The sequence below is a fragment of the Flavobacterium keumense genome, from assembly GCF_029866485.1.
Taxonomy (GTDB): Bacteria; Bacteroidota; Bacteroidia; order Flavobacteriales; family Flavobacteriaceae; genus Flavobacterium; species Flavobacterium keumense.
This window is the reverse complement of record NZ_CP092332.1, coordinates 381,096-406,458: the sequence shown is the minus strand read 5'-3', so window position 1 is coordinate 406,458 and position 25,363 is coordinate 381,096. Positions and strand designations below refer to the sequence as shown.

General features: G+C 32.5%; 27 protein-coding genes. 13 read left to right on the top strand and 14 right to left on the bottom strand.

Features of this window, described 5'->3' with window-relative positions:
• Positions 1–19 precede the first annotated feature (19 nt).
• Entirely contained in the window at positions 20–1,051 is a 1,032-nt protein-coding gene (gene mutY / locus MG292_RS01755; protein ID WP_264534409.1) for an A/G-specific adenine glycosylase, read from the bottom strand.
• A 134-nt stretch (positions 1,052–1,185) separates the two neighbouring features.
• On the opposite strand from mutY, the gene MG292_RS01750 reads away from it, so the two are divergent.
• Both MG292_RS01750 and MG292_RS01745 read left to right on the top strand, forming a co-directional pair.
• Complete coding sequence (locus tag MG292_RS01750) at positions 1,186–1,476, top strand: HU family DNA-binding protein (RefSeq protein WP_039112429.1); 291 nt, start codon at positions 1,186–1,188, stop codon at positions 1,474–1,476.
• A gap of 402 nt (positions 1,477–1,878) precedes the next feature.
• The gene (locus tag MG292_RS01745) at positions 1,879–3,423 is read left to right on the top strand and encodes a ribonuclease E/G (RefSeq protein WP_264534410.1); all 1,545 of its coding nucleotides are present in this window, start codon (positions 1,879–1,881) and stop codon (positions 3,421–3,423) included.
• 130 nt (positions 3,424–3,553) lie between these two features.
• Here MG292_RS01745 and MG292_RS01740 read toward each other — a convergent pair whose 3' ends face one another.
• Positions 3,554–3,997 carry a nucleoside deaminase gene (locus MG292_RS01740; RefSeq protein ID WP_264534411.1) on the bottom strand — a complete coding sequence of 148 codons (444 nt, stop codon included), beginning with the start codon at positions 3,995–3,997 and terminating at the stop codon, positions 3,554–3,556.
• 37 nt (positions 3,998–4,034) lie between these two features.
• On the opposite strand from MG292_RS01740, the gene MG292_RS01735 reads away from it, so the two are divergent.
• Both MG292_RS01735 and MG292_RS01730 read left to right on the top strand, forming a co-directional pair.
• A complete protein-coding gene (locus MG292_RS01735; RefSeq protein WP_264534412.1) occupies positions 4,035–5,810 on the top strand; it encodes a 1-deoxy-D-xylulose-5-phosphate synthase in 1,776 nt (591 codons plus the stop codon).
• Positions 5,811–5,831: 21 nt separating this feature from the next.
• Positions 5,832–6,773 (top strand): DUF3078 domain-containing protein, encoded by a 942-nt coding sequence (locus tag MG292_RS01730; RefSeq protein ID WP_264534413.1) that lies wholly within the window; start codon positions 5,832–5,834, stop codon positions 6,771–6,773.
• Here MG292_RS01730 and MG292_RS01725 read toward each other — a convergent pair.
• From MG292_RS01725 to MG292_RS01710, 4 genes are all read right to left on the bottom strand, one after another.
• Positions 6,770–7,750: a LuxE/PaaK family acyltransferase gene (locus MG292_RS01725; protein WP_264534414.1), complete on the bottom strand. Its 981-nt coding sequence runs from the start codon at positions 7,748–7,750 to the stop codon at positions 6,770–6,772. The two genes, MG292_RS01730 and MG292_RS01725, sit on opposite strands and share 4 nt — an antisense overlap.
• Positions 7,751–7,839: 89 nt before the next feature.
• Positions 7,840–8,835: a glycosyltransferase family protein gene (locus MG292_RS01720; protein WP_264534415.1), complete on the bottom strand. Its 996-nt coding sequence runs from the start codon at positions 8,833–8,835 to the stop codon at positions 7,840–7,842.
• 5 nt (positions 8,836–8,840) lie between these two features.
• The gene (locus tag MG292_RS01715) at positions 8,841–9,659 is read right to left on the bottom strand and encodes a UDP-2,3-diacylglucosamine diphosphatase (protein ID WP_264534416.1); all 819 of its coding nucleotides are present in this window, start codon (positions 9,657–9,659) and stop codon (positions 8,841–8,843) included.
• 116 nt (positions 9,660–9,775) lie between these two features.
• Positions 9,776–10,108, bottom strand: a complete 333-nt coding sequence (locus MG292_RS01710) for a T9SS type A sorting domain-containing protein (protein ID WP_264534417.1) — start codon at positions 10,106–10,108, stop codon at positions 9,776–9,778.
• A 279-nt stretch (positions 10,109–10,387) separates the two neighbouring features.
• On the opposite strand from MG292_RS01710, the gene MG292_RS01705 reads away from it, so the two are divergent.
• Positions 10,388–10,720: a toxin-antitoxin system YwqK family antitoxin gene (locus MG292_RS01705; protein WP_264534418.1), complete on the top strand. Its 333-nt coding sequence runs from the start codon at positions 10,388–10,390 to the stop codon at positions 10,718–10,720.
• Positions 10,721–10,808: 88 nt separating this feature from the next.
• Here MG292_RS01705 and MG292_RS01700 read toward each other — a convergent pair whose 3' ends face one another.
• Positions 10,809–12,011: a hypothetical protein gene (locus tag MG292_RS01700; protein WP_264534419.1), complete on the bottom strand. Its 1,203-nt coding sequence runs from the start codon at positions 12,009–12,011 to the stop codon at positions 10,809–10,811.
• A gap of 141 nt (positions 12,012–12,152) precedes the next feature.
• Positions 12,153–14,930 (bottom strand): TonB-dependent receptor, encoded by a 2,778-nt coding sequence (locus tag MG292_RS01695; protein ID WP_264534420.1) that lies wholly within the window; start codon positions 14,928–14,930, stop codon positions 12,153–12,155.
• A gap of 186 nt (positions 14,931–15,116) precedes the next feature.
• Between MG292_RS01695 and MG292_RS01690 the strand changes: the two genes are divergently transcribed.
• From MG292_RS01690 to MG292_RS01665, 6 genes are all read left to right on the top strand, one after another.
• Positions 15,117–15,800 (top strand): response regulator transcription factor, encoded by a 684-nt coding sequence (locus tag MG292_RS01690; RefSeq protein ID WP_264534421.1) that lies wholly within the window; start codon positions 15,117–15,119, stop codon positions 15,798–15,800.
• Between the two features lie 64 nt (positions 15,801–15,864).
• Positions 15,865–16,938, top strand: coding sequence for a sensor histidine kinase (locus tag MG292_RS01685; protein ID WP_264534422.1), 1,074 nt, complete (start codon positions 15,865–15,867; stop codon positions 16,936–16,938).
• 69 nt (positions 16,939–17,007) lie between these two features.
• Positions 17,008–17,289, top strand: a complete 282-nt coding sequence (locus tag MG292_RS01680; protein WP_264534423.1) for a hypothetical protein — start codon at positions 17,008–17,010, stop codon at positions 17,287–17,289.
• Positions 17,290–17,379: 90 nt separating this feature from the next.
• Positions 17,380–19,023, top strand: coding sequence for a SulP family inorganic anion transporter (locus tag MG292_RS01675; protein WP_264534424.1), 1,644 nt, complete (start codon positions 17,380–17,382; stop codon positions 19,021–19,023).
• Between the two features lie 29 nt (positions 19,024–19,052).
• Positions 19,053–19,688, top strand: coding sequence for a carbonate dehydratase (gene can, locus MG292_RS01670; RefSeq protein ID WP_264534425.1), 636 nt, complete (start codon positions 19,053–19,055; stop codon positions 19,686–19,688).
• A 5-nt stretch (positions 19,689–19,693) separates the two neighbouring features.
• On the top strand, positions 19,694–20,176 hold the full coding sequence (locus MG292_RS01665) for a hypothetical protein (RefSeq protein ID WP_264534426.1): 483 nt from the start codon (positions 19,694–19,696) through the stop codon (positions 20,174–20,176).
• 49 nt (positions 20,177–20,225) lie between these two features.
• On the opposite strand, the gene MG292_RS01660 is transcribed toward MG292_RS01665, so the two are convergent.
• From MG292_RS01660 to MG292_RS01650, 3 genes are all read right to left on the bottom strand, one after another.
• A complete protein-coding gene (locus tag MG292_RS01660) occupies positions 20,226–21,479 on the bottom strand; it encodes an aspartate kinase (RefSeq protein WP_264534427.1) in 1,254 nt (417 codons plus the stop codon).
• 16 nt (positions 21,480–21,495) lie between these two features.
• Positions 21,496–21,975, bottom strand: coding sequence for a GNAT family N-acetyltransferase (locus MG292_RS01655; protein ID WP_264534428.1), 480 nt, complete (start codon positions 21,973–21,975; stop codon positions 21,496–21,498).
• A gap of 219 nt (positions 21,976–22,194) precedes the next feature.
• Positions 22,195–22,626, bottom strand: coding sequence for a tellurite resistance TerB family protein (locus MG292_RS01650; protein ID WP_264534429.1), 432 nt, complete (start codon positions 22,624–22,626; stop codon positions 22,195–22,197).
• 157 nt (positions 22,627–22,783) lie between these two features.
• On the opposite strand from MG292_RS01650, the gene MG292_RS01645 reads away from it, so the two are divergent.
• Together MG292_RS01645 and MG292_RS01640 are read left to right on the top strand one after the other, a co-directional pair.
• The gene (locus tag MG292_RS01645; protein WP_264534430.1) at positions 22,784–23,380 is read left to right on the top strand and encodes a HupE/UreJ family protein; all 597 of its coding nucleotides are present in this window, start codon (positions 22,784–22,786) and stop codon (positions 23,378–23,380) included.
• A 1-nt stretch (position 23,381) separates the two neighbouring features.
• On the top strand, positions 23,382–23,813 hold the full coding sequence (locus MG292_RS01640; protein WP_264534576.1) for a deoxycytidylate deaminase: 432 nt from the start codon (positions 23,382–23,384) through the stop codon (positions 23,811–23,813).
• A 5-nt stretch (positions 23,814–23,818) separates the two neighbouring features.
• Here MG292_RS01640 and MG292_RS01635 read toward each other — a convergent pair whose 3' ends face one another.
• The 3 genes from MG292_RS01635 to MG292_RS01625 all read right to left on the bottom strand — a co-directional run bounded on the left by MG292_RS01635 (position 23,819) and on the right by MG292_RS01625 (position 25,303).
• A complete protein-coding gene (locus MG292_RS01635; RefSeq protein ID WP_264534431.1) occupies positions 23,819–24,436 on the bottom strand; it encodes an FAD-dependent oxidoreductase in 618 nt (205 codons plus the stop codon).
• Positions 24,429–24,626, bottom strand: coding sequence for a hypothetical protein (locus MG292_RS01630; protein ID WP_264534432.1), 198 nt, complete (start codon positions 24,624–24,626; stop codon positions 24,429–24,431). The genes MG292_RS01635 and MG292_RS01630 overlap by 8 nt, the downstream gene beginning before the upstream one ends.
• A gap of 98 nt (positions 24,627–24,724) precedes the next feature.
• Positions 24,725–25,303: a MarC family protein gene (locus tag MG292_RS01625; RefSeq protein ID WP_264534433.1), complete on the bottom strand. Its 579-nt coding sequence runs from the start codon at positions 25,301–25,303 to the stop codon at positions 24,725–24,727.
• Positions 25,304–25,363 lie beyond the last annotated feature (60 nt).

The window sequence follows — 25,363 nt, the reverse complement described above, 5'->3', positions numbered from 1 at the left end:
GAATCAAAGATAGGATTTTTTATTTTGCCTCAATAAAATTATGAAGCACGATGGGAAAAGGAAATGTTTTCAATTCGGTTGCATTGATGCCGTTTGGAATAGTTCCTGCTATTTTTACATTCCAAAATTTGATATGCAAATGTTGGTGCGATAGTTTATGGATGATACTTTTGGGATTTTCTTCTCCAATGCTAAGGATATTCCAATGTTGAAAATCGGTTTTGATTAGCTTGGATAGCGTATTAAAGTCTTCTTCCTTTTCGGTTTCAATTAAAGGGAATTCATATAGATTGTGCCAAATTCCTTTGTCGGTTCTTTTTTGAATAATAGTGTTTTCTAAATCGTCAGAAAAGATGAGGTAATTAAAAAATCGGTTGCTAATTTTTAGTTTTTTCAATTTTACAGGAAGTTGATCTACTTTCTTTTTTTGCAAAGCAGCACAACTTTGGTTAAAAATACAATCGGAACAATTCGGGTTTTTTGGAACACATTGCAAAGCACCAAATTCCATAATAGCTTGATTGAATAAAGCAGGGTTGTCCTTCGGGATTAATTCGAGAGCTATTGCACTAAATTCTTTTTTGGCGGAAGCCGAAGCAATATCAGTTTCAATATCGAAATAACGAGATAAAACTCTAAAAACATTGCCGTCTACCACAGGAACTACTTCGTTGTAGGCAAAGGAAGCAATTGCAGCAGCGGTATACTCGCCAATTCCTTTTAATTGCAATAAGTCGTTGTAATTATTTGGAAAAACACCTCCGAGTTCATTGGCAATATGTTGTGCAGTTTGGTGTAAGTTTCTGGCACGAGAATAATAGCCTAATCCTTGCCATAATTTCAAAACTTGTTCTTCATTGGCGTTAGCCAAATCAAAAACGGTTGGAAAAGCATTTGTAAACGAAAAAAAATAAGGCATTCCTTGCGCTACTCGCGTTTGTTGGAGCATAATTTCTGAGAGCCAAATAGGGTAAGGATTGGTGGTGTTACGCCAAGGCAAATCGCGCTTGTTTTGTAAATACCAATCTGTCAGCAACTTAGAAAAATTCATTATTAAATATTTGTTTGCAAAAGTAAAAGTTTATGTGATTAAAATTTAATGAATTAGCTTGAATAATTGTTTTTTTAATTCATATATTTGCAAACTCAAAAAAATAGTACAACATTTATAAATAAGGAAAGAAAATGACGAAAGCAGATATCGTAGCGAAAATTTCAGAGAAATTAGGTCTTGAAAAAGGAGATGTTCAGGCAACTGTAGAAACCTTTATGAATGAAGTTAAAACTTCATTAGAGACTGGAGATAACGTATATTTAAGAGGTTTTGGAAGTTTTATCGTGAAAACAAGAGCTGAAAAAACAGGAAGAAACATTTCTAAAAATACAACAATTAAAATACCTGCTCACAATATTCCTGCTTTTAAACCGGCAAAAGTTTTTGTAGAAGGAGTAAAAATCAATAACGAAGCAAAATAAATTAGTAATAATCATAAAATCTACAAGATATGCCAAGTGGTAAAAAAAGAAAGAGACATAAGGTAGCGACGCACAAACGTAAAAAAAGAGCGAGAGCTAACCGTCACAAGAAGAAAAAGTAGTTTAAAACTACTTTTTTCTTTTTAAACGTTCATTGAAATTGAGATTTAAGAATGTAGATTTTCGATTTAAGATGGCAGATTTAAAAAATCTAAAATCAAGAATCAAAATTCGAAAATCTAAAATCTCCCCGGGTTCAATACCTGTTAAAAATATTGTTTAATCCATCCTTACCGAAGTTGGAAGTTGGAAGTTAGAAGTTAGAAGTTTTTTGTATTTACAAAAATCTGAAATCTGAAATCTGAAATCTGAAATCTGAAAGTTCGGATAAAAATGTACAGCGTGAATAAAGAATTAATTATTCGATCCAGTTCAGAAGCCGTAGATTTTGCCTTATTAAAAGATGGAAAACTAATTGAATTACACAAAGAAGAAGAAAAAAGCAACTTTCAAGTTGGCGATATTTTTATTGCCAAAATAAGAAAGCCAGTTGCTGGACTTAATGCTGCTTTTGTGAATGTTGGCTTCGAAAAAGATGCCTTTTTACACTATCATGACTTAGGTCCCAATTTAGCTTCCCAACTGAAATTCATAAAACTTGTAAGCGCAGGTAAATTAAAAGATTTCTCCCTAAAAACCTTTCAGTTTGACAATGAAATTGACAAAGATGGTACCATTACAGATGTTTTGAGTGCCAATCAATCCATTTTAGTACAAGTCGTAAAAGAACCAATATCAACCAAAGGACCAAGAATTAGCGCCGAGCTTTCTCTTGCCGGGCGTTTTATTGTGTTAGTTCCTTTTTCTGATCGTGTTTCTATTTCTCAAAAAATAGAAGACAAAAAAGAAAAAGATCGTTTGAAAAAACTTGTACAATCTGTTAAACCAAAAGGATTTGGTGTTATTGTTCGTACAGTAGCCGAAGGCAAAAATACAGCCGAATTAGAAAAAGATTTGCAGAACCTGCTTAGCAGATGGACTGCAATGTGTAAGAAATTACCAACTGCTCATCATCCGTCAAAAGTATTAGGAGAGCTCAATAGAGCCTCTTCCATATTAAGAGACGTTTTTAATGATACCTTTAGTGGTATTCAAATTGATGATGAAGAGTTGTACCAACAAACCAAGGAATATGTGCGAGAAATTGCACCTTCCAAAGAATCAATTGTGAAGTTTTATCAATCCAATGATACACCCATTTTTGAGAAATACAATATAGAGAGACAAATCAAGACTTCGTTTGGAAAAACGGTTTCTATGAGTAAAGGTGCTTACCTTATTATCGAACATACCGAAGCATTACACGTTATTGACGTGAACAGCGGTAACCGTTCTAATAAAGCCACTAATCAAGAAGATACCGCCATGGAAGTGAATATGATTGCTGCCGCCGAAATTGCAAGACAATTGCGTCTTCGTGATATGGGCGGGATTATCGTAGTTGATTTTATCGATATGGCGAATCCAGAAAATAGGCGAATCTTGTTTGATTTCTTAAGAGAAGAAATGGAGGATGACAAAGCCAAACACAAAATCTTACCGCCAAGTAAATTTGGATTAGTTCAAATTACGAGACAACGTGTAAGACCAGAAATGAATATCAAAACTAGAGAAGAAGATCCCAATAAGGAAAATGGTGAAATTGAAGCACCAATTCTTATTATTGATAAGATTACTTCTGATTTAGAAAGATTATTAAATAGTCATCAATCGGTTGTGCTAAATGTACATCCGTTTGTGGCAGCTTACCTTACCAAAGGTTTTCCATCAATACGTTCAAAGTGGTTCTTTGAACATAAAAAATGGGTGAAAATTATACCACGTGACGCTTACACGTATTTAGAATATCATTTCTTTGACAAAAAAGGAAATGTTATTTCAGAATAAATTTAAAAAACCGCCTTTCGGAAGAGAGGCGGTTTTTTTATGCTTTGTTGCGAGATTTTTAAGTAATTTAAAGCTTCCAGCTTTTCAAAGGATGGAAGCTTTAAAAGGGTATTTTTTTATTAGGTTAAAATTACTTTCTTCTTGCCGCAAAAAATCGTTTCATCAGCTCCGCAGCTTCTTCGGCTAAAACGCCTGAAACTACTTCGGTTTTAGGGTGCAATTGCGTTCCTATTTTGCTAAACCCACGCTGCTCGTCACTAGCGCCATAGACAATTTTGGAAATTTGACTCCAATACAAGGCGCCAGCACACATTTGGCAAGGTTCTAACGTAACATACAAGGTGCACTCTTTTAGGTATTTCCCACCCAAAAAATTAGCAGCTGCTGTAATGGCTTGCATTTCGGCATGAGCTGTTACGTCATGCAGTAATTCGGTTAGATTATGACTACGAGCAATGATGGTGTTATTGATTACAATCAGTGCGCCTACGGGAATTTCGCCCTTGTCAAAAGCCATCTCAGCCTCTTGCAAGGCTTTCTTCATAAAATAGGTGTCGTTGAAAGGGTTTTCCATTTGGCAAAAATAAGAATTCAATTTGTACATTTGCACCATGTCAAACAATTTACTTTCAAGTATCAACAGTCCCAATGATTTACGTCAACTTGATGTCAATCAATTGCCACAACTGGCTCAAGAGTTGCGCGATTTTATTATCGGCGTAGTTTCGGTAAAAGAAGGGCATTTGGGCGCTAGTCTGGGAGTAGTTGAGTTGACCATTGCCTTGCATTATGTTTTTGATACGCCCAACGATTGTTTGATTTGGGATGTAGGGCATCAAGCTTACGGACATAAAATACTTACCGGAAGAAGGGATAATTTCCATACCAACAGACAACTTCATGGCATTTCGGGTTTTCCAAAACGAAGCGAAAGTAAGTACGATGCTTTTGGCGTAGGCCATTCGTCTACTTCTATTTCTGCCGCTTTAGGAATGGCAATTGCTGCTAATTTGAAAGGCGATTTGGAACAACAACATATTGCGGTTATTGGCGATGCCTCAATCGCTTCGGGAATGGCTTTTGAAGGATTGAATCACGCAGGAGTTACCGATGCTAATTTATTAGTCATTTTAAATGATAACGCCATTGGGATTGATCCAAGCGTGGGTGCCTTGAAAAACTATTTGACGGCAGTCAAAGAAGGGAAAAATCCGAGACAAAACAACATCATTAAGTCCTTGAATTTTGACTATTCAGGACCTATTGACGGACATGATATTGAAGCTGTAATTCAAGAATTAGAGCGACTTAAAAAAGTAAAAGGTCCCAAATTTTTGCACGTTATTACGACCAAAGGAAAAGGACTACAACAAGCGGAAGAAAATCAGGTGCAATACCATGCTCCAGGAAAATTTGACGCCAATACGGGAGAAATCATTCCTAAATCGGAAGCAAATTTACCGCCAAAATACCAAGATGTTTTTGGTGAAACGATTTTGGATTTGGCACAAAAGAATGAAAAAATTATAGGTATTACTCCGGCAATGCCTACTGGAAGTTCGCTAAAATTAATGATGGATGCCTTTCCCAAACGTGCTTTTGATGTAGGGATTGCTGAGCAGCATGCGGTTACTTTGGCAGCCGGAATGGCAACGCAAGGGATGGTTGTTTTTTGTAATATCTATTCAACTTTTTTGCAAAGAGCCTATGATCAAGTGATTCATGATGTGGCTTTGCAAAATTTACCGGTTATTTTCTGTTTGGATCGTGCCGGTTTAGTGGGAGAGGATGGCGCCACCCATCATGGTGTTTTTGATTTGGCCTATCTGCGTTGTATTCCGAATCTAATTGTGTATTCGCCAAAAGATGAAATGGCGTTACAAAACATTTTGTACACGGCTCAATTAGGATTGAAACAGCCTATTGTGATTCGCTATCCACGTGGAAGGGGACAAAATATTCATTGGCAAACGCCGTATGATAAAATTGCGATAGGTAAAGCTAAATGTCTAAAAGAAGGAACTCAAATAGCTGTTTTGTCTAATGGGACTATTGGAAATAATGTGATACAAGCTTTAGAAAATTTAAAGTACCCAAGTGCTATTGCCCATTTTGATTTTCCTTTCGTGAAACCTTTAGATGAAGCCCTTTTGCATACTATTTTTTCAAAATTTAAAACGATAATTACTGTTGAAGACGGTGTAATTACTGGTGGTTTTGGAAGTGCTATTTTAGAATTTGCAGTAGCTAATGAGTACCATTCCAATGTTCAGTTGTTAGGAATCCCAGATGAATTTATTGAACAAGGAACTGTTTTGGAATTGCAACAATATTGTAAAATAGACGTTACAAGTTTAGAAGCTCTTTTTCGAGAATTATTATACTAACCAATCAAATATTAAAACATAATGAGATTACGTTTTGTTCTTTTCTTTTTTCTTTTTTCGATTGCTATTGATGCACAAGAATTGACAAATACCCAATCGGTAGATACGATTTCACATTGGACGAAAAAGAATAAATTAGGATTTGATATTTCTGAAATTGTCTTTCTAAATTGGAGTGCAGGAGGTAATAGTGCTGTCTCTGGTTTGCTCAAAGGTGATTTTTCAAGAGTTTATGCCAAGGACAATCAAAAATGGGTAAATGAGTTATCAATTCGTTATGGATTAAACAAACAAGATGGCCACGAAGTTCGAAAAACAGACGATGCAATTCAAATTAACTCCACTTTTGGCTACAGAAAAGATACGATTACCAATTGGTATCATTCGGCTAAATTTAACTTTAATACTCAATTTACGAATGGGTATGCGTATCCAAATACTCAAAAAGCCATCTCTAGATTGTTTGCTCCAGCGTATGTTTTTTTAGGTGTTGGGGCGGAGAATGCTAGTAAAAGTAAGCATCGTATTTTTTATATCTCCCCTTTTACTTTCAAAACTACTTTGGTTTTAGATCAACACCTGGCTAATCAAGGGGCTTTTGGGGTAACCAAAGCATTGTATGACACAAATGGAAATTTAATTAGTAGCGGAAAACGTTCTAAAACAGAACTAGGGTTTTTATTTACAAGCTATTACAAGAAAGAAATTGTAAAAAATATAATGATGGTCAATAAGGTTGTATTGTATTCAGACTACATTAATAATTTTGGTAATATTGATATCGATTATGATCTTTTATTGGATTTAGTAGTTAATCAATATGTTCGAGCTAATATTGGGGCACGAGTTATCTATGATGATGATATTAAGGCGAAAAAAGAGATAGAGGGAAAACAAGTTACTGTAGGGCCAAAAGCACAGTTGAAGCAGATGTTAGGCGTGGGTATTGTTTATGCGTTTTAAATTACCATTAAATTACAACCTCTAATATCAGAATGGTCAAATCGGCCTAAAATCTCAAAACTTCCATTACAATATTTTTTACCTAGATCTTGGGTTGCAATAAACGAACAGGAATTGATGTTGGCTAAATCAATTACGTTGATGCCACCTGTTTTACCTTCTCTTACATAAGACAGCGCGTCTTCGGTGTCACGAACCAGGATTTGCATCCAAGGAGGACATTCAAAAATTCCTTCGCCTAAAGAATAGGCTTGAGACAATAATTCGGTCATTCCATATTCTGAATGGATGGCATTGACACCAAATCCTTCGCAAAGTTTTTGGTGTAATTCTTCGCGAATCATTTCTTTTCGTTTACCTTTCATTCCTCCGGTTTCCATAATGATGGTATTCTCTAACTGAAAAGAGTGTTTTTCGACTAAATCGAGTAAAGCATAGGTCACTCCAATTAGAATTACATTCTGTCCTGCTTGATCTAGTTGAATTAATTTTTCAATTAGTTCGTCGTAGTTATGCAAGTAAAATCCACTTTCGGGCTGATTTGATAGTTGAATTAAATCATCTACCATATAAATTAATGACGAACCTTCTCTTTCTAAATAAGAAGGAAGCAATGCTAAAACTACATAATCTTCAATGTTGCCATAAAACTGAGAAAATCCTTTGCGATAGCTTTCTTCATAAATACTAATATCCGTAACTAAATGTTTACTAGTACTCATTCCGGTTGTACCACTACTGGTAAAAGTAGCTTGGATAGGACTGGTGTTAGAAACAACAGACCGTGTTTTAAAAAATTCAATAGGTAGGAATGGGATTTGGGATGTAGATTTTACTTTTTGCACATCCGTTTTTAAAAAATCGCAAAATTCACGGTACACCAAATTATTTTCGTATTGAAAACGGAACACTTTCAAAGCAATTTTGTCAAATTGCTTTTGATTACTAATCGTGAATATATCGTGAGTTGAAATCAAGAATTATTTTTTTACAAAAGTAATCGAAATAAATGGGAAAAGAAACCGCAAAAAAAAGCTCCACACAGAGAGGCTGTAAATAAAATTATCTAATCGAGTTCGTTGTATGTGTCAAACAAATACTGTAGCGTTTCATTTATGTTGTTAGCTTCAATAATAGGCATGGGACTAACAGAGTTAAGCCAGTTTTCTATAATCAGTTCAAAGTTATTTCCAACTTCATAGACTACAGGTACGCCCATTTTTTTCAATGCTGCTGCATTACATTCTTGTTCGTAGTGGTTTAGAATCGGGATACTTAATATTTTCTTTTTCAGATACAATGCTTCGGCAGGAGTTTCAAATCCTCCTCCAGTGATGATGCCATGACAACTAATTAAACTTTCGTTGAAGTTGGCTTGGTTGACTGGAAAATAAGTGATATTTCCTACTGTATGTTTGAAATTTACTTCACTTAAAAACCAATGGAAGTGTTGATCTGGAAGACTATTAAAAGCTTTTTCTAAGCAAGCTTGGTCAAATGATGGAAGATATACCGTTATATGACCTAAATCTTTGGGATTAGCTTGCTTAATATCTTCTTTAATAATAGGTGGAACAATAAACGAATCGTATTTTTCAAAATGCAATCCAATATTTTTGGGTGCTGATGCATAATGTTTTAAAATTGTTTCGCCCATTATACTTTTCTTGTCGGGTCTTGGAGTATGTTTAGATACAAAACTAGCTTGGTGGCCAAATTGTACAGAATGAACCTTTTGCATTTTACAAGCCAAAGAAGTAATAGAGTCAAAGTCATTGATGATCACATCATATTCCTTTAACGGTAATGCTTTTGCTTCTTTAATCATTTGTAAAGGGCGAATATTTTTTGCTATTTTCCAATAATTCAACCCCCCACAAGCACTGTAAAATAAACTACAACCTGAACTTTTAAATTTGACAGGTAAATCAATTGCCAAACTAGCATTGCTACCACTCATAAAGAAATCTATTTCTCCATATTGCTGCAAATACGGATACAATTGTATTGCGCGACTTATATGCCCATTTCCGGTAGCTTGTATTGCATAAAATATTTTCATATAAGTTAAGCTAAAATTTTACTTACAATGTCGTTAATAATGGCCTCGTCAATGGATTCTGTTTGGGTGGTGAAATCTATTTTTTGATAATAATACAGTTTCCATTTCTTTTTATTGTATTCTAAAGCAGTCAGATTCTCTACCCAGTCACCACTGTTCAAATACATTACCTTGCCATTTTCATTAGAAACTTCTTTTATTTGTGGTTTGTGAATGTGTCCGCATATCACGTAGTCAAATTTCTTTTCAATAGCGATTTCTGCTGCAGTAGTTTCAAAATTAGAAATAAAAGCAACTGCCTTTTTCACACTGTCTTTGATTGTTTTTGAAAAACTTCTTTTTTCTTTTCCAGTTAGAACTAGTAGCCAATTCACAAAACAATTGATAAGAATAAGTAAGTCATAGCCCTTTCCTCCCAATTTTGCAATGATTTTAGCATAGCCTCTTGTAGAAGAATCAAACACATCACCATGAAAGATCCAAATTTTCTTTTCGTCAAGTTCTAATATGAGTTTGTCTACTAATTCAATATTTCCCAAATTGGTGTCAGAGTATTTACGAAGAGCTTCGTCATGGTTACCAGTTATATAGACTACTTTGGTACCTTGATTCGACATTTTTAAAATTTGTCGCAATACATTCATATGAGAGGCAGGGAAATAGCTTTTGGAGAAATTCCAAATATCTATAATGTCGCCGTTTAGGACTAACATTTCGGGTTGTATGGATTTTAGGTAAGAAACTAATTCATTAGCATGACAACCATATGTACCTAAATGAATATCGCTTAAAACTACTAAAGGGAGTTTTCTTTTCTTTTTCATAAAATGTTTTTACGAAAATAAAAAGAATGAGTTATCGGAATATGGTCCAAAGATTATGAAATTATTACAATACTAATGCAATTATTTTAGGATGATTGGAAATAGGTAATGTTAAATTAACGTATGATTAATTTTCGGGTAGCAGTACTTTCGTCTTCTTTGATTTTGATAATGTAAACGCCTGGGGAAAGGGATGAGATATTTAATTCTCGAGTATTCATTTGAGTTTGAAATACTTTCTTGCCTAAAACATCAAAAATTTGAATTTCTTTTTCTGAATCATTTTTTGTTGCAATATAAACCCTTCCATTAGTTACGGGATTTGGATACAAGCTCAAACCTTCTATGTTTGACTCATTCAGTTTAGATTGCTGTTTAACTTCTTGTGCCTTAACACTGGAAACCAATAAAAGTAAAAACAGAAAAGGAATATAGTAAAGCTTCTTCATATTCTTTTTGTAATACTATAAAAGTAGTATTTTTTTTCATTGGAAATACTAAAATGATTAAAAAATCGTTTGTCAAAAAAAATCATATTTTTTTTAATTTTAAATTAACACTGTAAATCGTTGATAATTAGATATTTAAATAAAAAATACAACAACTTAGGTGTGTTTTTTTATTTCAATGTTATCAAATTGTTAAGTAAATGTTTGGTAGATGTAAATTAATTAATATATTTGTTATGTAATTATTAACAATTAAAACCTAACAAAATGAAAAAAATTATGATGATCGCAGTGTTAGTAGTATCTAGTGTAACTTTTGCACAAAATAGAGAGCCTAAATTAGAAGAAGTAAACGGTTTAGTTAAAGCAACATATTATCATGAAAATGGTAAAGTACAGCAAGAAGGATTTTTTGCTAATGGTAAATTAGAAGGAAAATGGATTTCGTATAATGAGAACGGTGTAAAGATTGCCATTGCAGAATATGCAAATGGTGAGAAAGTTGGAAACTGGTTTTTTTGGAATAATGAAGAGTTATCTGAAGTTGATTTTTCTAAAGACAGTATTCTATCAGTTAAAAAATGGAGCAATGGAACAGTTGCTTTAAATTAATCTCGTAGAAGGTTAAATAATAAAAACCCCTGTTAGAAATTTTTCTAACAGGGGTTTTTATTTATTGTAATGCGCTACTTGATTCTAATTATTTAATCAAAGTAGCACCATTAACTGTAGACCAAGCACCATTTGTTAAAGCAGCACCTGTAGCAGTAGTTGATATTGCCCAATTAGTTGTTGGTAAGAAACTACTAGCAGCAACTGTGAATGTTGAAGCTCCTGAGATAAATGTGTTATCAGTATTAGTGATTGTAACATTGGTTAATTTAATTTTTCCTCCAACAACTTGATTGTTATAAGTTGTTAGATCTAAAATTTGAATTGCACCACCATTTTTAGCTGTTGGAGTAGTTTGATTTTTATATCCATCAATGATGATGTTGCTGTACTCTCCATTACCTTCTTTTTTGAATTGTATTGCGTCTAATTGGATTTCTGATTGTGCTTCTGTAGCGGTACCTGCCGCTCTCTTCAAAGTTATATTGGTTACTTTAGGCCAAAACGCATTGTTTACACTTTTAGCTTCAATTTCCATTCCATAATTACCAACTACTTCTTGATAGGCATACCAGTTGGTGTTTTCTTGACCTCTCCATCCGTCTTGCCAGTCGAATGCATCATCAGCATTTCCATAAGAAATAGCATTTTTTAAACTTACTGTTCCACCATAGAATTCAAAACCATCATCATTTCCTTTGTAGGAAACTAAGTTTTCTAAAGTTGTTCCTGAACCAACAGAGTAGAATGAGAAACCGTTTTGTTCTTTATTATTTTGAGTAATTACTTGTCCAGCATACTCCACTCTTACATACTTTAATGTGCCCCCATTATGTGTTGCATTTGAACCCCCATAAGGTAAGGCAAGTCCGTCTTCAGAAGTAGCAGTTTGAGGAGCTGGATTAGTAGCAGAGTTTACAATTGGCGCATCTCCGTACATAATGATACCGCCCCAAGAACCAGCAACTTTAGATTTTTCGGTAAATACAATTGGTTCAGCAGCTGTTCCTACTGCAATTAATTTTCCGCCATTTAAGATTACAAATGCATCATCACCATCAGTTTTGTCAGCCGTAATTGTAGATCCAGCTTCGAAAGTGATTGTGACACCACTAGCTACTTTTGCAAAACCTTTTAACGTATAGTTTCCATAAGGATAGGTTTTTGAAACAGTTAAATCACCTGTTATTTCACCTGTTACTGGAGTTTTTACAACTTCAGTCCCGTCATTAATAGAACAACCTGTAAAAACAGCAGCAATGATAGCTATACTAAATGCGATTTTTTTCATAATAATTTTTTTAATTGAGTTTAATTTTTAAATTTTTTTAACAATTCAAAAGTACATTTAATGGTATTTTTCTAGTTGTATAAATTGTTATTAAAATGTTGTTAAAATTAAATCTAAATGTTTTCTTAATGTTAATTCGTATTAGAAAGTATAGGCAACATTTAATGAAAAACCAACACCTCGTGTAAAATCTTTAATTGTTAAATCTGACTCCGTGATAGGCAATTTGCTTTTCTCTCCTAATTTGATACTGTATTTTGGATTTAAAATATTATCAACTGAAAATTTTGCATCCCATTTTTTTCCAATTTTGTTACTCCATATTAGGTCTAGTTTATTAAAAGGCTGCTCGTAATAATGATCTAAACCATTTGTTCCAACTGCGAAAATTCTTTTACCATAAACATTATATACTAAAGAAACACTGTTGTTCCAATTACTTGAAAAATCAAAATCGTATTTTAAGTCTGCGTTCACTAACCAAGGTGAGGCTCCTTGCAGTCTTCTGTTAGGATTCGTTTCAGTAGTATTACTTTTATTTATTGTTACTTTAGAGTACATTAATGAAGTGTTAAATCCGAATGATAAATTTTTAAAAGTATCAGATATTCTATCTAATTGCAGAAGCAATTCTAACTCTGCCCCAACTAATAATGCTTTTTTAGAGTTGTCATAGGTGATGATTTGGCCTCCACTCCCTGCTGATTGCGTAAATAATCTTTCGATTGGATTTTGAATTAGTTTTGAAAATGCAGTTATAGCTACTAATTCTTTTGCAGTTGGGAAAATTTCATATTTTAAATCGAAGTTGTAATTGTTACTATTAATAATGTTTGGATTACCATTTTCAATAGTACCATCTAAGTTCACAAATTCAAGTGGATAAGCTTCCATGATTACAGGTCTAGTGATTGTTTTTGAAGCTGCAAATCTCAAATTTGACATATCATTAAACTTGTATTTCATATTTAATGATGGAAGAATATCTAAATTATCAACTGATTTTTTTTGATATGGATCATTAAATGAACCTGGATTTCTATATTTAGTTAGTCTCAAGCTTTGTTCAAATCTAATTCCAAAGTTCATTTCATAAACATCACTAAATTTTAAAGCTACATCAGTATACCCGGCATTTAAATATTCTAATAATTTAGCTTTGTATGTTGAATTCGTCCCTTCTCTGTAGGTAAAATTGCCATTTGTAATTTCATTTGTTAATGTAGCGTCTGGACTGTTTGTGTTGAAAGAAACTGCATTTGAACCCACTCTTTCAGAAACTAAAAATCTAAATTTTGAGTCCATTCTGTTGATATACGAATTGTACCCAATGGTCAATTTGTGAGCTTCTTTAAGTTCTTTTTTTCCAAAATTCCATGTATATTCCATCATTCCAGATACATGGAATTTACCATCAACATCCATTGTTTGTCTGTACAAACTGTTTCCAGAGTAACTAATTGCTGTTGTATTGTCATCAAGCAATACTCCTTTGAACGATTTTCTATCGGGTAATTGAAAACCTGTTTTAGTAAATGAAATACCAGCTTTAATATTCTTTCTATCGTCTTTTGAAACTTTATAGCTACCTAATAATTGTGTGTTTAAGAAATCAGATTGTGTTAATTGATTCATCCTAATAAAACCATTGTTGTTAATTGTAGCTGAGTTTGTGTAACCTATTTGATCTTGAATCATGTTCTCTGTTGATTTCAAATAGAAAGTGTTTGAAGTTAAATTCAATCGATCTGATTTGAAGTTTAAAGAGACTAAAGCAGAAGAATTTGTAATGTATTTGTATTGTTTATTGAACAAATCATTGTCATAATTTCCTTGTGCAGCATTAAAAAAACGATCTGCACCTTCTCTATATTGGAATTTGTTGTCAAAATTAAAAGAAACAAGATATTGTAATGAATTACCATTTTTTCCAACTGAGAATTTTTCTGAATTTAAAATTCCAAAACTTGTGTTTAGTGGAGAGTTGGTTTGTTTAACATCAAATCCAGATCCAAATTGTGTAGATGCTTCAGAAGCTGTTAAAACACGATTGCTTGGGACATTTCCAAAAATAGCAGGAAAATCTCTTTCTGTTCCTGAGAAACCAAAGAAATCTGCAGTTGAAGTAGCATCTTTTGATGTCAAGAATTTTCTTAAGTTATTATTTGAAGTATATCCAATACCAAAATTAATTTTAGATTGGCTTTTTGTTCCTTTTGAAGTTGCAATATTGAAAGTTCCCCCAGCGAAATCACCATAAATGTTAGTGTTGAAAGTTTTGTAAGTATCAATTACACTTACAATATCAGTAGGAAAAATATCCAATGGAATGATTTTTTTAAATGGGTTGTTTGATGGAACTGCTAGGTCGTTAATCAATAAATTATTGTATCTGTCTTCAAGTCCTCTTACAAAAAGACCTCTACCATCCACTTTAGTAATACCAGTAACTTTAGTTAATCCTTCTTCAACATCACTTACACCTTTACGTGCCATTTCTTGAGCGCCAATACTTTGCTTGATAACAACTGCTTTTTTTTGGTCATAAAGCAATACGGTTTCTTTTTCTCTATTTCCACTAGCCTTTACCACAACATCTTTCAAAGTGTAGCTTCCAGAGCCTAGAGTTTTATTGATTACAATGGTTTCATTAGCTTTTATTGTTACAGGCGTTTCAACGTTTTCATATCCAACAAAACTGAATTGAATAATATAGTTTCCTGCAGGAAGATTGATAGAATATTTTCCATCAATGTCAGTGTTAACACCAATCGAAGTTCCTTTTATTACCACATTGGCAAAAGGAAGGGGTTGGTTTTTAGATTCTTTGTCAAATAAAGTACCTGAGACTGTACCTTTGTTTTGTGCTATTCCAATTGCACAAATGAATAATGTAATTAATACAAATTTTAATTTCATTTTAATAAGTTTAATTTTTTGCAAATTAACCGCAGCAATGTTGTTTTGAAGTTATCACTTTGTTATATTTTCGATATCTTAATATTACCAAATTGTTACTAGATTAAATTTAGGTTAACTTGAATTTACGTGTTTAATTTATCTATATATTTACATCAACTTAAAATAGAATTAAATAAATTCAATATGGCAAAGAATAGAGCTAGAATTTTATTGGTGGATGATGAGCCTGATATTTTAGAAATAGTTGGATATAATTTATCCCAAGAGGGCTATACTATTATTACAGCAACCAATGGTAAAGAAGCTATTGAAAAGGCTAGATTAGAAATACCTGATTTAATTATCATGGATGTAATGATGCCAGAAATGGACGGAATAGAAGCTTGTGAGAACATTCGTAAAATTCCAGAATTAGCAAATGTGATCATTACCTTTTTAACTGCAAGAAATGAAGATTATACCCAAGTAGCGGGTTTTGATGCTGGTGCGGATGATTATATTAGTAAACCAATTAAACCAAAATTATTAGTAAGCAAAATTAATGCTTTGCTGAGACGATTTAATGAGCAACAAAAAAATGTAGGAACCTTAAGTGTAGGTGGCATTGAAATCAATCGCGAAGAATATATCATTATTAAAGACGGTGTTGAAATATCATTACCAAGAAAAGAATTTGAATTGTTCTACTTAATTGCATCTAAACCAGGGAAAGTATTTAAAAGAGAAGAAATTTTAGATAAAATCTGGGGTAATGATGTAATAGTTGGAGGAAGAACAATAGATGTTCACATTAGAAAATTACGTGAAAAAATAGGCGAAGAATACATTAAAACGATAAAAGGAGTAGGTTATAAATTAGAAGTTTAATTCTAGTAAAAAAAATGTAATTTAACAACGCAATAATTATTGCGTTGTTTTTATTTAAAAGAGTATGTTAAAGAAAAAAAGTTTTAAGAGAAATTATCGTTTTGCAATCAAATCGTCATTCTTAATTAGTCTGTTTGCTTCTCTGTTTGGAATGATTTCATTGCGGTTTTTTTTAAAGCAAGATAAAAACTTAGTATTATTATATGGGGCAATTTTCTTTACATCTCTATTTGTTTTTTCTTTTCTTGTTTTACAATACAGGATAGAAAGGTTTATTTACAGTCGAATAAAGAAAATATATGATGATGTGGCATTATTAGAGTCTTCATCAATGGTAAATCAGCCTATACCAACAGACATGGAAACCTTATCAAGAAAAGTAAAGAAATTTGCTTCGGATAAGAAATTAGAAATTGAGATGCTCCAAGTTCGAGAACAGTATAGAAGAGAATTTTTAGGAAATGTTTCACACGAATTAAAAACGCCTTTATTTACGGTTCAAGGCTATTTATCAACTCTAACAGATGGTGCATTAGAAGATAAAAATATTTTAAAAAAGTATTTAGAACGAGCTGAAAAAGGGGTTGAACGGCTTATCTATATCGTTGAAGATTTGGATATGATAAGTAAATTAGAATCTGGAGAATTACATTTACAAATTTCGGAATTTGATATAGTAGTTTTAATACAGAGTGTTATTGATATGCTTGAAATGAAGGCGTCAAAGAAAAATATAAAACTTGTATTAGAGCATAATAATAAATCGGTATGGGTAGCTGCCGATAAAGATAAATTACAACAAGTAATTATTAATTTAGTTGTAAATTCTATAAAATACGGTAGAGATAATGGAGAAACAGAAATTTCAGTTACTGGATTTACAAGTAAAAAAATTTTAGTTCGAGTTGCTGATAATGGAGAAGGAATTGAGCAGCAAAACATCCCAAGACTTTTTGAGCGTTTTTATAGAGTCAATAAAAGTGGTTCTCGATCGGAAGGAGGTTCTGGGTTAGGCTTATCAATTGTAAAGCATATTGTTGAAGCACACAAACAAAAAATCTATGTTGAAAGTGAATTTGGTGTTGGCTCTGAATTTTCTTTTACAGTAGATAGAGCTAATAAATATAAATTACGATGATATTTTTGAGTATGTTAATTTTATTTAAAATAATTCTTTAAAGTCAAGATTAATTTTATTTTTGCTTTAATGAAAAAAATAGCAGGAATATTACTCTTTATATTTGTCACATTTCTTATTACACCCACAGTGGTAAGTGTAATTGAAAATGATGCAGATGTTTCTGTTATTTATAGTTTTTCAGAAGAAGAACAAATTCACAAAGACATTAAAATCGTATTTAATTTTGATCAGTTGTACTATAGAGTTAACATGTCCAATCTGAAGTCCAAAATTATTTTGACGGCAAACTCAGTGAAACATGATGATGTTTCACTGGGCATATTCATACCTCCTCCAGAACTAATTTAGTATTTTTTGTTTAAAATGGAGTCATTTTAAACTTCTCTTTGCGTTTTTAAACGTGAAGAATATTTATTTACAATTTAGTTCGATACAAATATGACAAAAAAAATCAATCTTTTTGCCAACCTTAAATCAGATTTTGCTTCCGGTTTAGTGGTTTTTTTGGTGGCGCTTCCTTTGTGTTTAGGAATTGCAATGGCTTCGGGGGCACCACTTTTTTCAGGAATAATTTCGGGAGTAATAGGAGGAATAGTAGTTGGTTATTTAAGCCAATCTCACATAAGTGTTTCGGGTCCTGCAGCAGGATTGACGGCAATCGTTTTAACTGCAATTACTGATTTAGGTTCGTTTGATGTGTTTCTTTCAGCAGTATTAATAGCAGGAGTAATTCAATTGGTTCTTGGTTTTATAAAAGCGGGTAGTATTTCTAACTATTTTCCAACCAATGTGATTGAAGGAATGTTAGCAGGTATAGGAATCATAATCATTATGAAACAATTACCTCATGCAGTAGGTTTTGATGCTGATTTTGAAGGAGATCAGTCTTTTATCCAGTCAGATGGTGGTAATACTTTGTCATCCCTATTCAATGTATTGAATTATGTCCAGTTGGGAGCAATTCTGATCACGCTAACCTCTTTGATTATTCTGATTGCATGGGATAAAGTTTCCTTTCTAAAAAAAATGAAATTAATCCCAGGCGCTTTAGTAGCTGTTATTATTGGGATTATTCTAAATCAAATCTTTATCAATACAGGGAGTTCTTTAGCTATATCAAAAAATCATTTGGTTTCTTTGCCGGTTCCTAATTCTATAGAAGAATTGAAAAATATCATTGTAACCCCTAATTTATCAGGGTTTCTAAATCCAAAAATTTGGGTAGTAGGTGTGACAATTGCAATTGTAGCTTCAATAGAAACGTTGTTGTGTATCGAAGCGGCCGATCGCATGGATATTCAAAAAAGATACACAAATACCAATGTTGAATTAAAGGCACAAGGAATTGGAAATATTGTCAGTTCACTTCTAGGAGGTCTCCCAATGACTTCAGTTGTAGTTCGTTCATCAGCAAATAATAATGCTGGGGCTAAATCAAAGATGTCTGCAATCATACATGGAGTTTTGTTGTTAATCAGCGTATTGACTGTTCCAATGCTTTTAAATAAAATACCACTAGCTACTTTAGCCGCAGTGTTACTTTTGGTAGGTTATAAATTAGCTAAACCTGCCACTTTTATTCATTTTTGGCATAAAGGGAAATACCAGTTTGTACCATTTATAGCCACCTTAGTAGCAGTAGTTTTTACGGATTTATTGAAAGGAGTAGCTTTAGGGATGATAATTAGCGTGATTTTCATATTAAAAGGAAATTTGAAAAGAGCTTATGTTTTTAGAAAAGAAGAATATGCTGATGGAGATGTAATACATATTGATTTAGCACAAGAGGTATCTTTTCTTAATAAAGCAGCAATAAAAGAAACTTTAAATTCAATTCCTGAAAATTCTAAAGTTATTATTGATGCTAAAGACACTATTTATATTGCTCATGATATTTTAGATTTAATTCATGAATTTAAAACAATTAGAGCTAAAGAAGCACATATAAAGGTAAAACTAAAAGGGTTCAAGAAAGCCTATCAATTAGAAAATAGTGAAGATAATCACGTTACAATTGAACATTACTATGACGCTATGAAAAGAGAGATGGTAAAGAAAGAAGTTAAGCATTTTGATGTTTAGTTCATGTATAAAATAAAATTAACAATCCAATGACAGATTTTTATAAAAAAATATTAGCTAATAATAAAAAATGGGTAGAAACTTCATTAGAAAGTGACCCTAATTATTTTCAAGATTTAGCCAAAGGACAGACACCTCCATTATTATGGATTGGATGCTCTGATAGCAGAGTTCCTGCTAATGAAATTATTGGGGCAAAACCAGGGGAAGTATTTGTACATAGAAATATTGCCAACATGGTCATTCATTCGGATATGAATATGTTAAGTGTTTTAGACTATGCGGTAAATGTATTGAAAGTAAAACACGTGTTGGTTTGCGGTCATTATGGCTGTGGAGGGATTAAAGCGGCATTAGGTAATGATTCTATTGGAATTATTGATAATTGGATTCGTCATATTAAAGATGTTTATCGGTTACATGATAAATATTTAAATTCAATTATTGATGAAGATGAGCGATTCAATAAGTTTGTTGAATTAAATGTAAAAGAACAGGTATTTGATTTAGCCAAAACTTCTATAGTACAATCAGCATGGAGGAACGGTCAAGAATTAACCTTACATGGCTGGGTATATGGATTGAATTCTGGATTTGTTACAGATTTGGATGTGAATATTAGTTCTGAAAAAGATTTAGACAATGTGTACCAATTAAAATTTTAAAAAAAATGAGAAAAGGATGTATTACAATTATAACTATTTTATTTTTTCTTCCGTTATTTTCTCAAACTCATGAAATAGTGAAGCATAATGGAGAAAGAATAGGGGTTAATTATAACAAGTTACAACAAGATGTTATTTCTTTTTATTTTCCTAATTCTTTGGAAGAAAATAAAATCAGTAAATACGCTGTGAACAGTGTAATTGATACTAAAACTGGAGTCAGCCAAATAGTTTCTTCAAAAATTGATATAAAAGACAAGAAAGATTTTCGAGACGTTGTTTTTCTCAAAGAATCTCAAGTTATGGGATTGACAAAAGGAGAAACAATTACTGTTTTTTTAGGCAGAATAAAAGGTCTTTCAGAACATGATTTAACCGCAATGAAAAAGAGAAGATTACAAGAAAAAGCAGCTCAAAAAAGCAGCCCTTTTGTTGTAATACTTTCGGAATCTTATGATGAAATCAAGGCGGTTTTATACCGCTATTAGAAAAAAAGCACCATTTACTGGTGCTTTTTTGTTATAAAAGAAATTCGATTCATTCTTTAGTTACAATTTGCATTGTTTCACGACTTACTTGTTTAAGCAAAACGGTTTTATCCTTTTCAACAGTTTGTGCTGCCTCATCATTGAAATGACGAATAGTATATAATGTAACATTTTCTTCAGAATCCACTTTGAATTTTTTAGATAAAATAGCGTTTAATTCTTTGAAGTTGTCAAACTTATCTTCTACACAAACAGAAAAACTAATAGCCGAATTTTGAATCAAGTTCACTTTGATTTTGTATTCGTGGAATAAACCAAAAATTTCACTGATGTTTTCTTCCATAATAAAAGAGAAATCTATGGAAGAAAGTGATATTAATAGTTGGTTTCTTTTAACGATAAAACAAGGTAAATAGGGTTCTAAATCAACCCCTTTTGAAACACTTGTCCCTTTTAAAAGAGGGTTGATGAAAGATTTTACATACAAAGGAATTTCTTTCTTTTGTAATGGTTGTAATGTTTTTGGATGAATTACTGATGCGCCATAAAAAGCCAATTCAATAGCTTCGCGATACGAAATCTGATTTAACAAACTTGCGTTTTCGAAGTAACGAGGGTCTGCATTCATCACCCCAGGAACGTCTTTCCAAATGGTCACACTTTCAGCATTCAAGCAGTAAGCAAAGATGGCTGCAGTATAATCAGAACCTTCACGACCTAAAGTAGTGGTGAAATTATTTTCATCAGATCCTAAAAACCCTTGTGTGATGTTTAAGATTTTTGGAGCAACATTTTTAGCAATATTTTTTTGAGTTAAATCCCAGTCAACTTCTGCATCTCTGTAATTAGCATTGGTTTTGACAAAATTACGAACGTCTAACCATTGTGTTTTGATGTTCATGAAATTCATGAAATGGCTTAAAATATTAGTCGAAATTAATTCGCCATAACTCACAATTTGATCGTAAACAAAGTTGTAATTTGGGGATTTATTGTGTGCTAAAAAGTACTCTAAATCTGAAAATTGTTCGTTTACAGATGCAAATACAGGATGGTTATCATCTTCAAATAAATCCAATAAGATTTGATTGTGGTATTTTTTAATCTCTTGTACCGAAGCACTAAGTTCTGCCGATTTGTCAAAATAATTTTTGATTACTACTTCTAATGCATTTGTTGTTTTGCCCATGGCAGAAACCACTAATAATACATCTTCGTAACCTGCTTTTTGTAAAACGTCATATACATTTTTAATTCCATCGGCATCTTTTACTGAGGCGCCTCCAAATTTGAATATTTTCATATAATAATGCTGTAATTTATTTTAGTTTGTTTTCAAGAAAATAGTGAATACCCTCTTCATCCATTTGAGCCACTCTCCAATCGTCAAACACTTTAGCACCTGAATTTTTGTAAAATTCAATTGCAGGAGTGTTCCAATCTAGAACAGCCCATTCAATGCGTCTTACCTTATCTTTTTTTCCTTGTTTAATCACTTCTGAATACAAGGCAAATCCTAAGCCTGTTCCTCGCATATTTTGTTTAACAACTAAATCCTCAAGATGAATGGTTTTTCCTTTCCAAGTTGAATATCGATAGTAATACAGTGCAATCCCAACAATTTCATTGGCTACTTCTGCAACAAAAACATGGAATAAGGGGTGTGTACCAAAACCATCTCTAATCAAATCGTCCTCGGTTATAACAACGGCATCGGGTTCTTTTTCGAAATCAGCTAATTCCTGAATTAGAGCCAAAACTCCTTTCATGTCCTCAGGGTTTCCTTTTCGAATATTCATAAATTCTTACTATTAAAGGTTAAATCAATAAAAATACTAATTTTTATAACTGATTTTGTTCGATTTGCTAGCAAATATACAAGGATAGCTGCCTAGAAAATAAAAATCGCATCATTTTCACAAAAAATAATAGTTTTGTTACTTCGGCTGAAAAAAGAGAACAAAAAACTCCTCAGGTAACTAAGGAGTTTTTTTCGTGAATAATGTAGGGACTAAAAATTATTTATGCATGTTTTTCATTTCATAAATGAATGTATCTAAATCTACTTTCTTATCTATTAAGGATAATGCTTTGTTTACAATGTAGCCCACATTTCCAGGAGTAAACCCCAAAGCGATTCCGAATTTTTCTAACAATTTTTCTTGTTTGTCACCTAAATGATGATCAATGTGCACCATTCGTCCTAAATCAAACAAACGTTCCAATCTATCATTATATAAATAAGGTGGGTTGATTGGATATTTTAATGGATTGGCTAGTATTTCTTCGTACTCAGCAGCCGAAATCTCAAGATTTGTAGCTAGTTTGTCTAAAAATGCTTTTTCTTCTGGAGATGATTTTCCATCGGCAAGTGCCACGCGAACAATGGCTGAAAAATGACCTTTATTTCTGGTTTTAAATTCGCTATCAAATAAATCTGAAAATGACATAATACATTAAGTTTATAATTACTATAAAGGTACAATTTTTCTTAATACATTTTAATTTTTATGGATATTTTTGACGCATGGAAGTGGATTGATTTAAAGCGTGATTTTCTTCTCAAAATTAATTGTAAGTTTACATTTTCTAATTAATTTCAAGCTAATGTCAGAGTTTTGGGTATATTTTCAAATAGGGCTTCATCACGTTTTAGACGTTCATGCCTATGATCATGTGTTGTTTTTAACAGCTTTAGTAATTCCGTTTACGGTTAAAGATTGGAAAAGAATCTTGCTTTCGGTTACTTTTTTTACTTTGGGACACACTACGGCTTTGTTGCTTTCGGTGTATGAGATTATGACTTTTAAAGTGAATATAGTTGAGTTTCTAATTCCAATAACTATTTTAATTACGGCACTTTTTAATTTGGTTACCATTCGAAAAACCAATAGAAAAGAAAGTGTCAATTTGGTGTTCCTGATCACTCTTTTTTTTGGAGTAATTCACGGATTGGGATTTTCAAATTATTTTAAAACGATATTAGGAGGTGCTACAAATTCTAAATTAGTACCTTTGTTGGAGTTTGCTTTAGGGATTGAAGCGGCCCAAATAGCTGTAGTGCTGGTTGTTTTACTTCTTGCATACAGTATGCAAACTTTCTTTAAATTGTCTAAAAGAGATTGGATTTTGGTTGGTTCTGCTTTTGTAGTAGGAGTAGTTTTGCCAATGATTTTAGAAAATGAAATTTGGAATCAATACTAAAATGGAAGAAAAAAAATTAAATAAATACGATAAGGCTTATTTGCGAATTGCAAAGGAGTGGAGTCTTTTGTCATATTGTAAACGCAAACAAGTGGGTGCTATTATTGTCAAAGATCGTATGATTATTTCGGACGGTTATAATGGAACACCTTCGGGGTTTGAGAATTGTTGTGAAGACGAAGAAGGATTAACACGTTGGGATGTGTTGCATGCCGAAGCGAATGCCATTTTGAAAGTCGCTCGTTCTACACAATCGTGTGAGGGAGCTACCTTATATATTACACTTTCTCCCTGTAAAGAATGCAGTAAATTAATCCATCAGTCAGGTATAAAACGAGTAGTATATCATAATGGATATCGTGATGATTCGGGACTTCAATTTCTGATTAAGGCAGGAATTGATGTGCAGCACATCCAAGATTTAGAAGAATAGCAAAATTATTTTTTGACACTGTCATGTATTTGAGTTGGTAGACCATCATTCCATAAAGTAAGAATGTCCGTTGCAACTGACGCACCACTACCTGCAGCGATAGTCAATTGACTTCTACATCCAGCTAAAGTTCCAATTACATAAATACCCTCTGTAACCTTGTGGTCTGTATTACGCAATTGAATACGTTTTTTTTCAGCTAATGCTTTTTGGTGAGGTTCTACAAACTGTTTGAGTCCTTCAATATCGAATGTATTGGCAGATCCAATCCCTACAATTATAGTTTTAGTGTAATAAGTATTTTTATTTGAAATTACTCTGAATTCTGGAAATTCACCTTCAATTCTAATTACTTTTTCTTCAGGGATTTGCTTAATGTGTGGGTAATTTTCAGTGAGTTGTTTTTTGCCTTCAGACAATAGCTCAGTACCTAATTTTCCGGAAGGAATTCCATAAGCATTATAGAAAATGGCTTCTTGTAAGGCTGATGATTTTTGATGCGTAAAAACTCCAATTTTTTTATCAGATGCGAAAGGTTTGTTTTTAGCAGAACCAAAAAGTAGTGCGCAAGATATTCCAGAAACTCCGCCACCTATAATAAGTACGTCAAAAGAATTATTCATTCATTCTTTTTTCAATCTCTTTTGACATTCTAAAAATCAAAAGAATTAAAACAGCACAAAAAGAAGCGGCAACTCCTATTAAAGCATACATGCTTTCTCCTTGTAAAAGATTGTTGAAGTCGAGGCGGGTTACATTAAAAACGATTAAAGTTGCCGCTAAAAAAATCAATATAGTTGTAAAAATTTTCATAGGATGATTTTTAGTTATTAGTACAAATAAAGACAAAGTAAAACGAATCTTAATAGTACTGTAATAAGAACATCGCTGTAAATGTATAAAAATTTCTTTTAGACAAACAAACCTTTAACATTAGCGGCAAATAATTTAACAGCTATTGCTAATAGAACCACTCCAAATGCTTTACGAATAACACCCAATCCATTCTTGCCTAACAAGCGTTCTAATTTTGAAGAGAGTTTTAATACAATATAAACAAGCATTAGGTTTAACAGAATAGCGACTAATATATTAATAGTGTGAAATTCTGATCGTAAAGACAGCAATGTTGTCATTGTTCCCGCTCCTGCAATTAAAGGAAAAGCTATGGGTACAATTGAGGCAGAGCTAGATTCTTCATCTTTATATAGACGGATTCCTAAAATCATTTCTAAAGCAATAAAAAATAAGACAAAGGATCCTGCTACTGCAAAGGAATGTACATCGATACCTATTATTTTCAAGAATTCTTCTCCAATAAATAAAAAAACAATCATAATAATTCCAGCTACAATAGAAGCTTTTTCAGATTCGATATGGCCGTGTTTAGTTCTCAAATCTACAATAATTGGAATACTGCCAACAATATCAATTACGGCAAATAAAACCATCCCAACGGTAAGTATTTCTTTAAAATCAATTTCAAACATGTTCTTTTTTGATGTAAAGTTACACTTTTAAGTCAATTAATGGTTAGTTTGATAAATTTG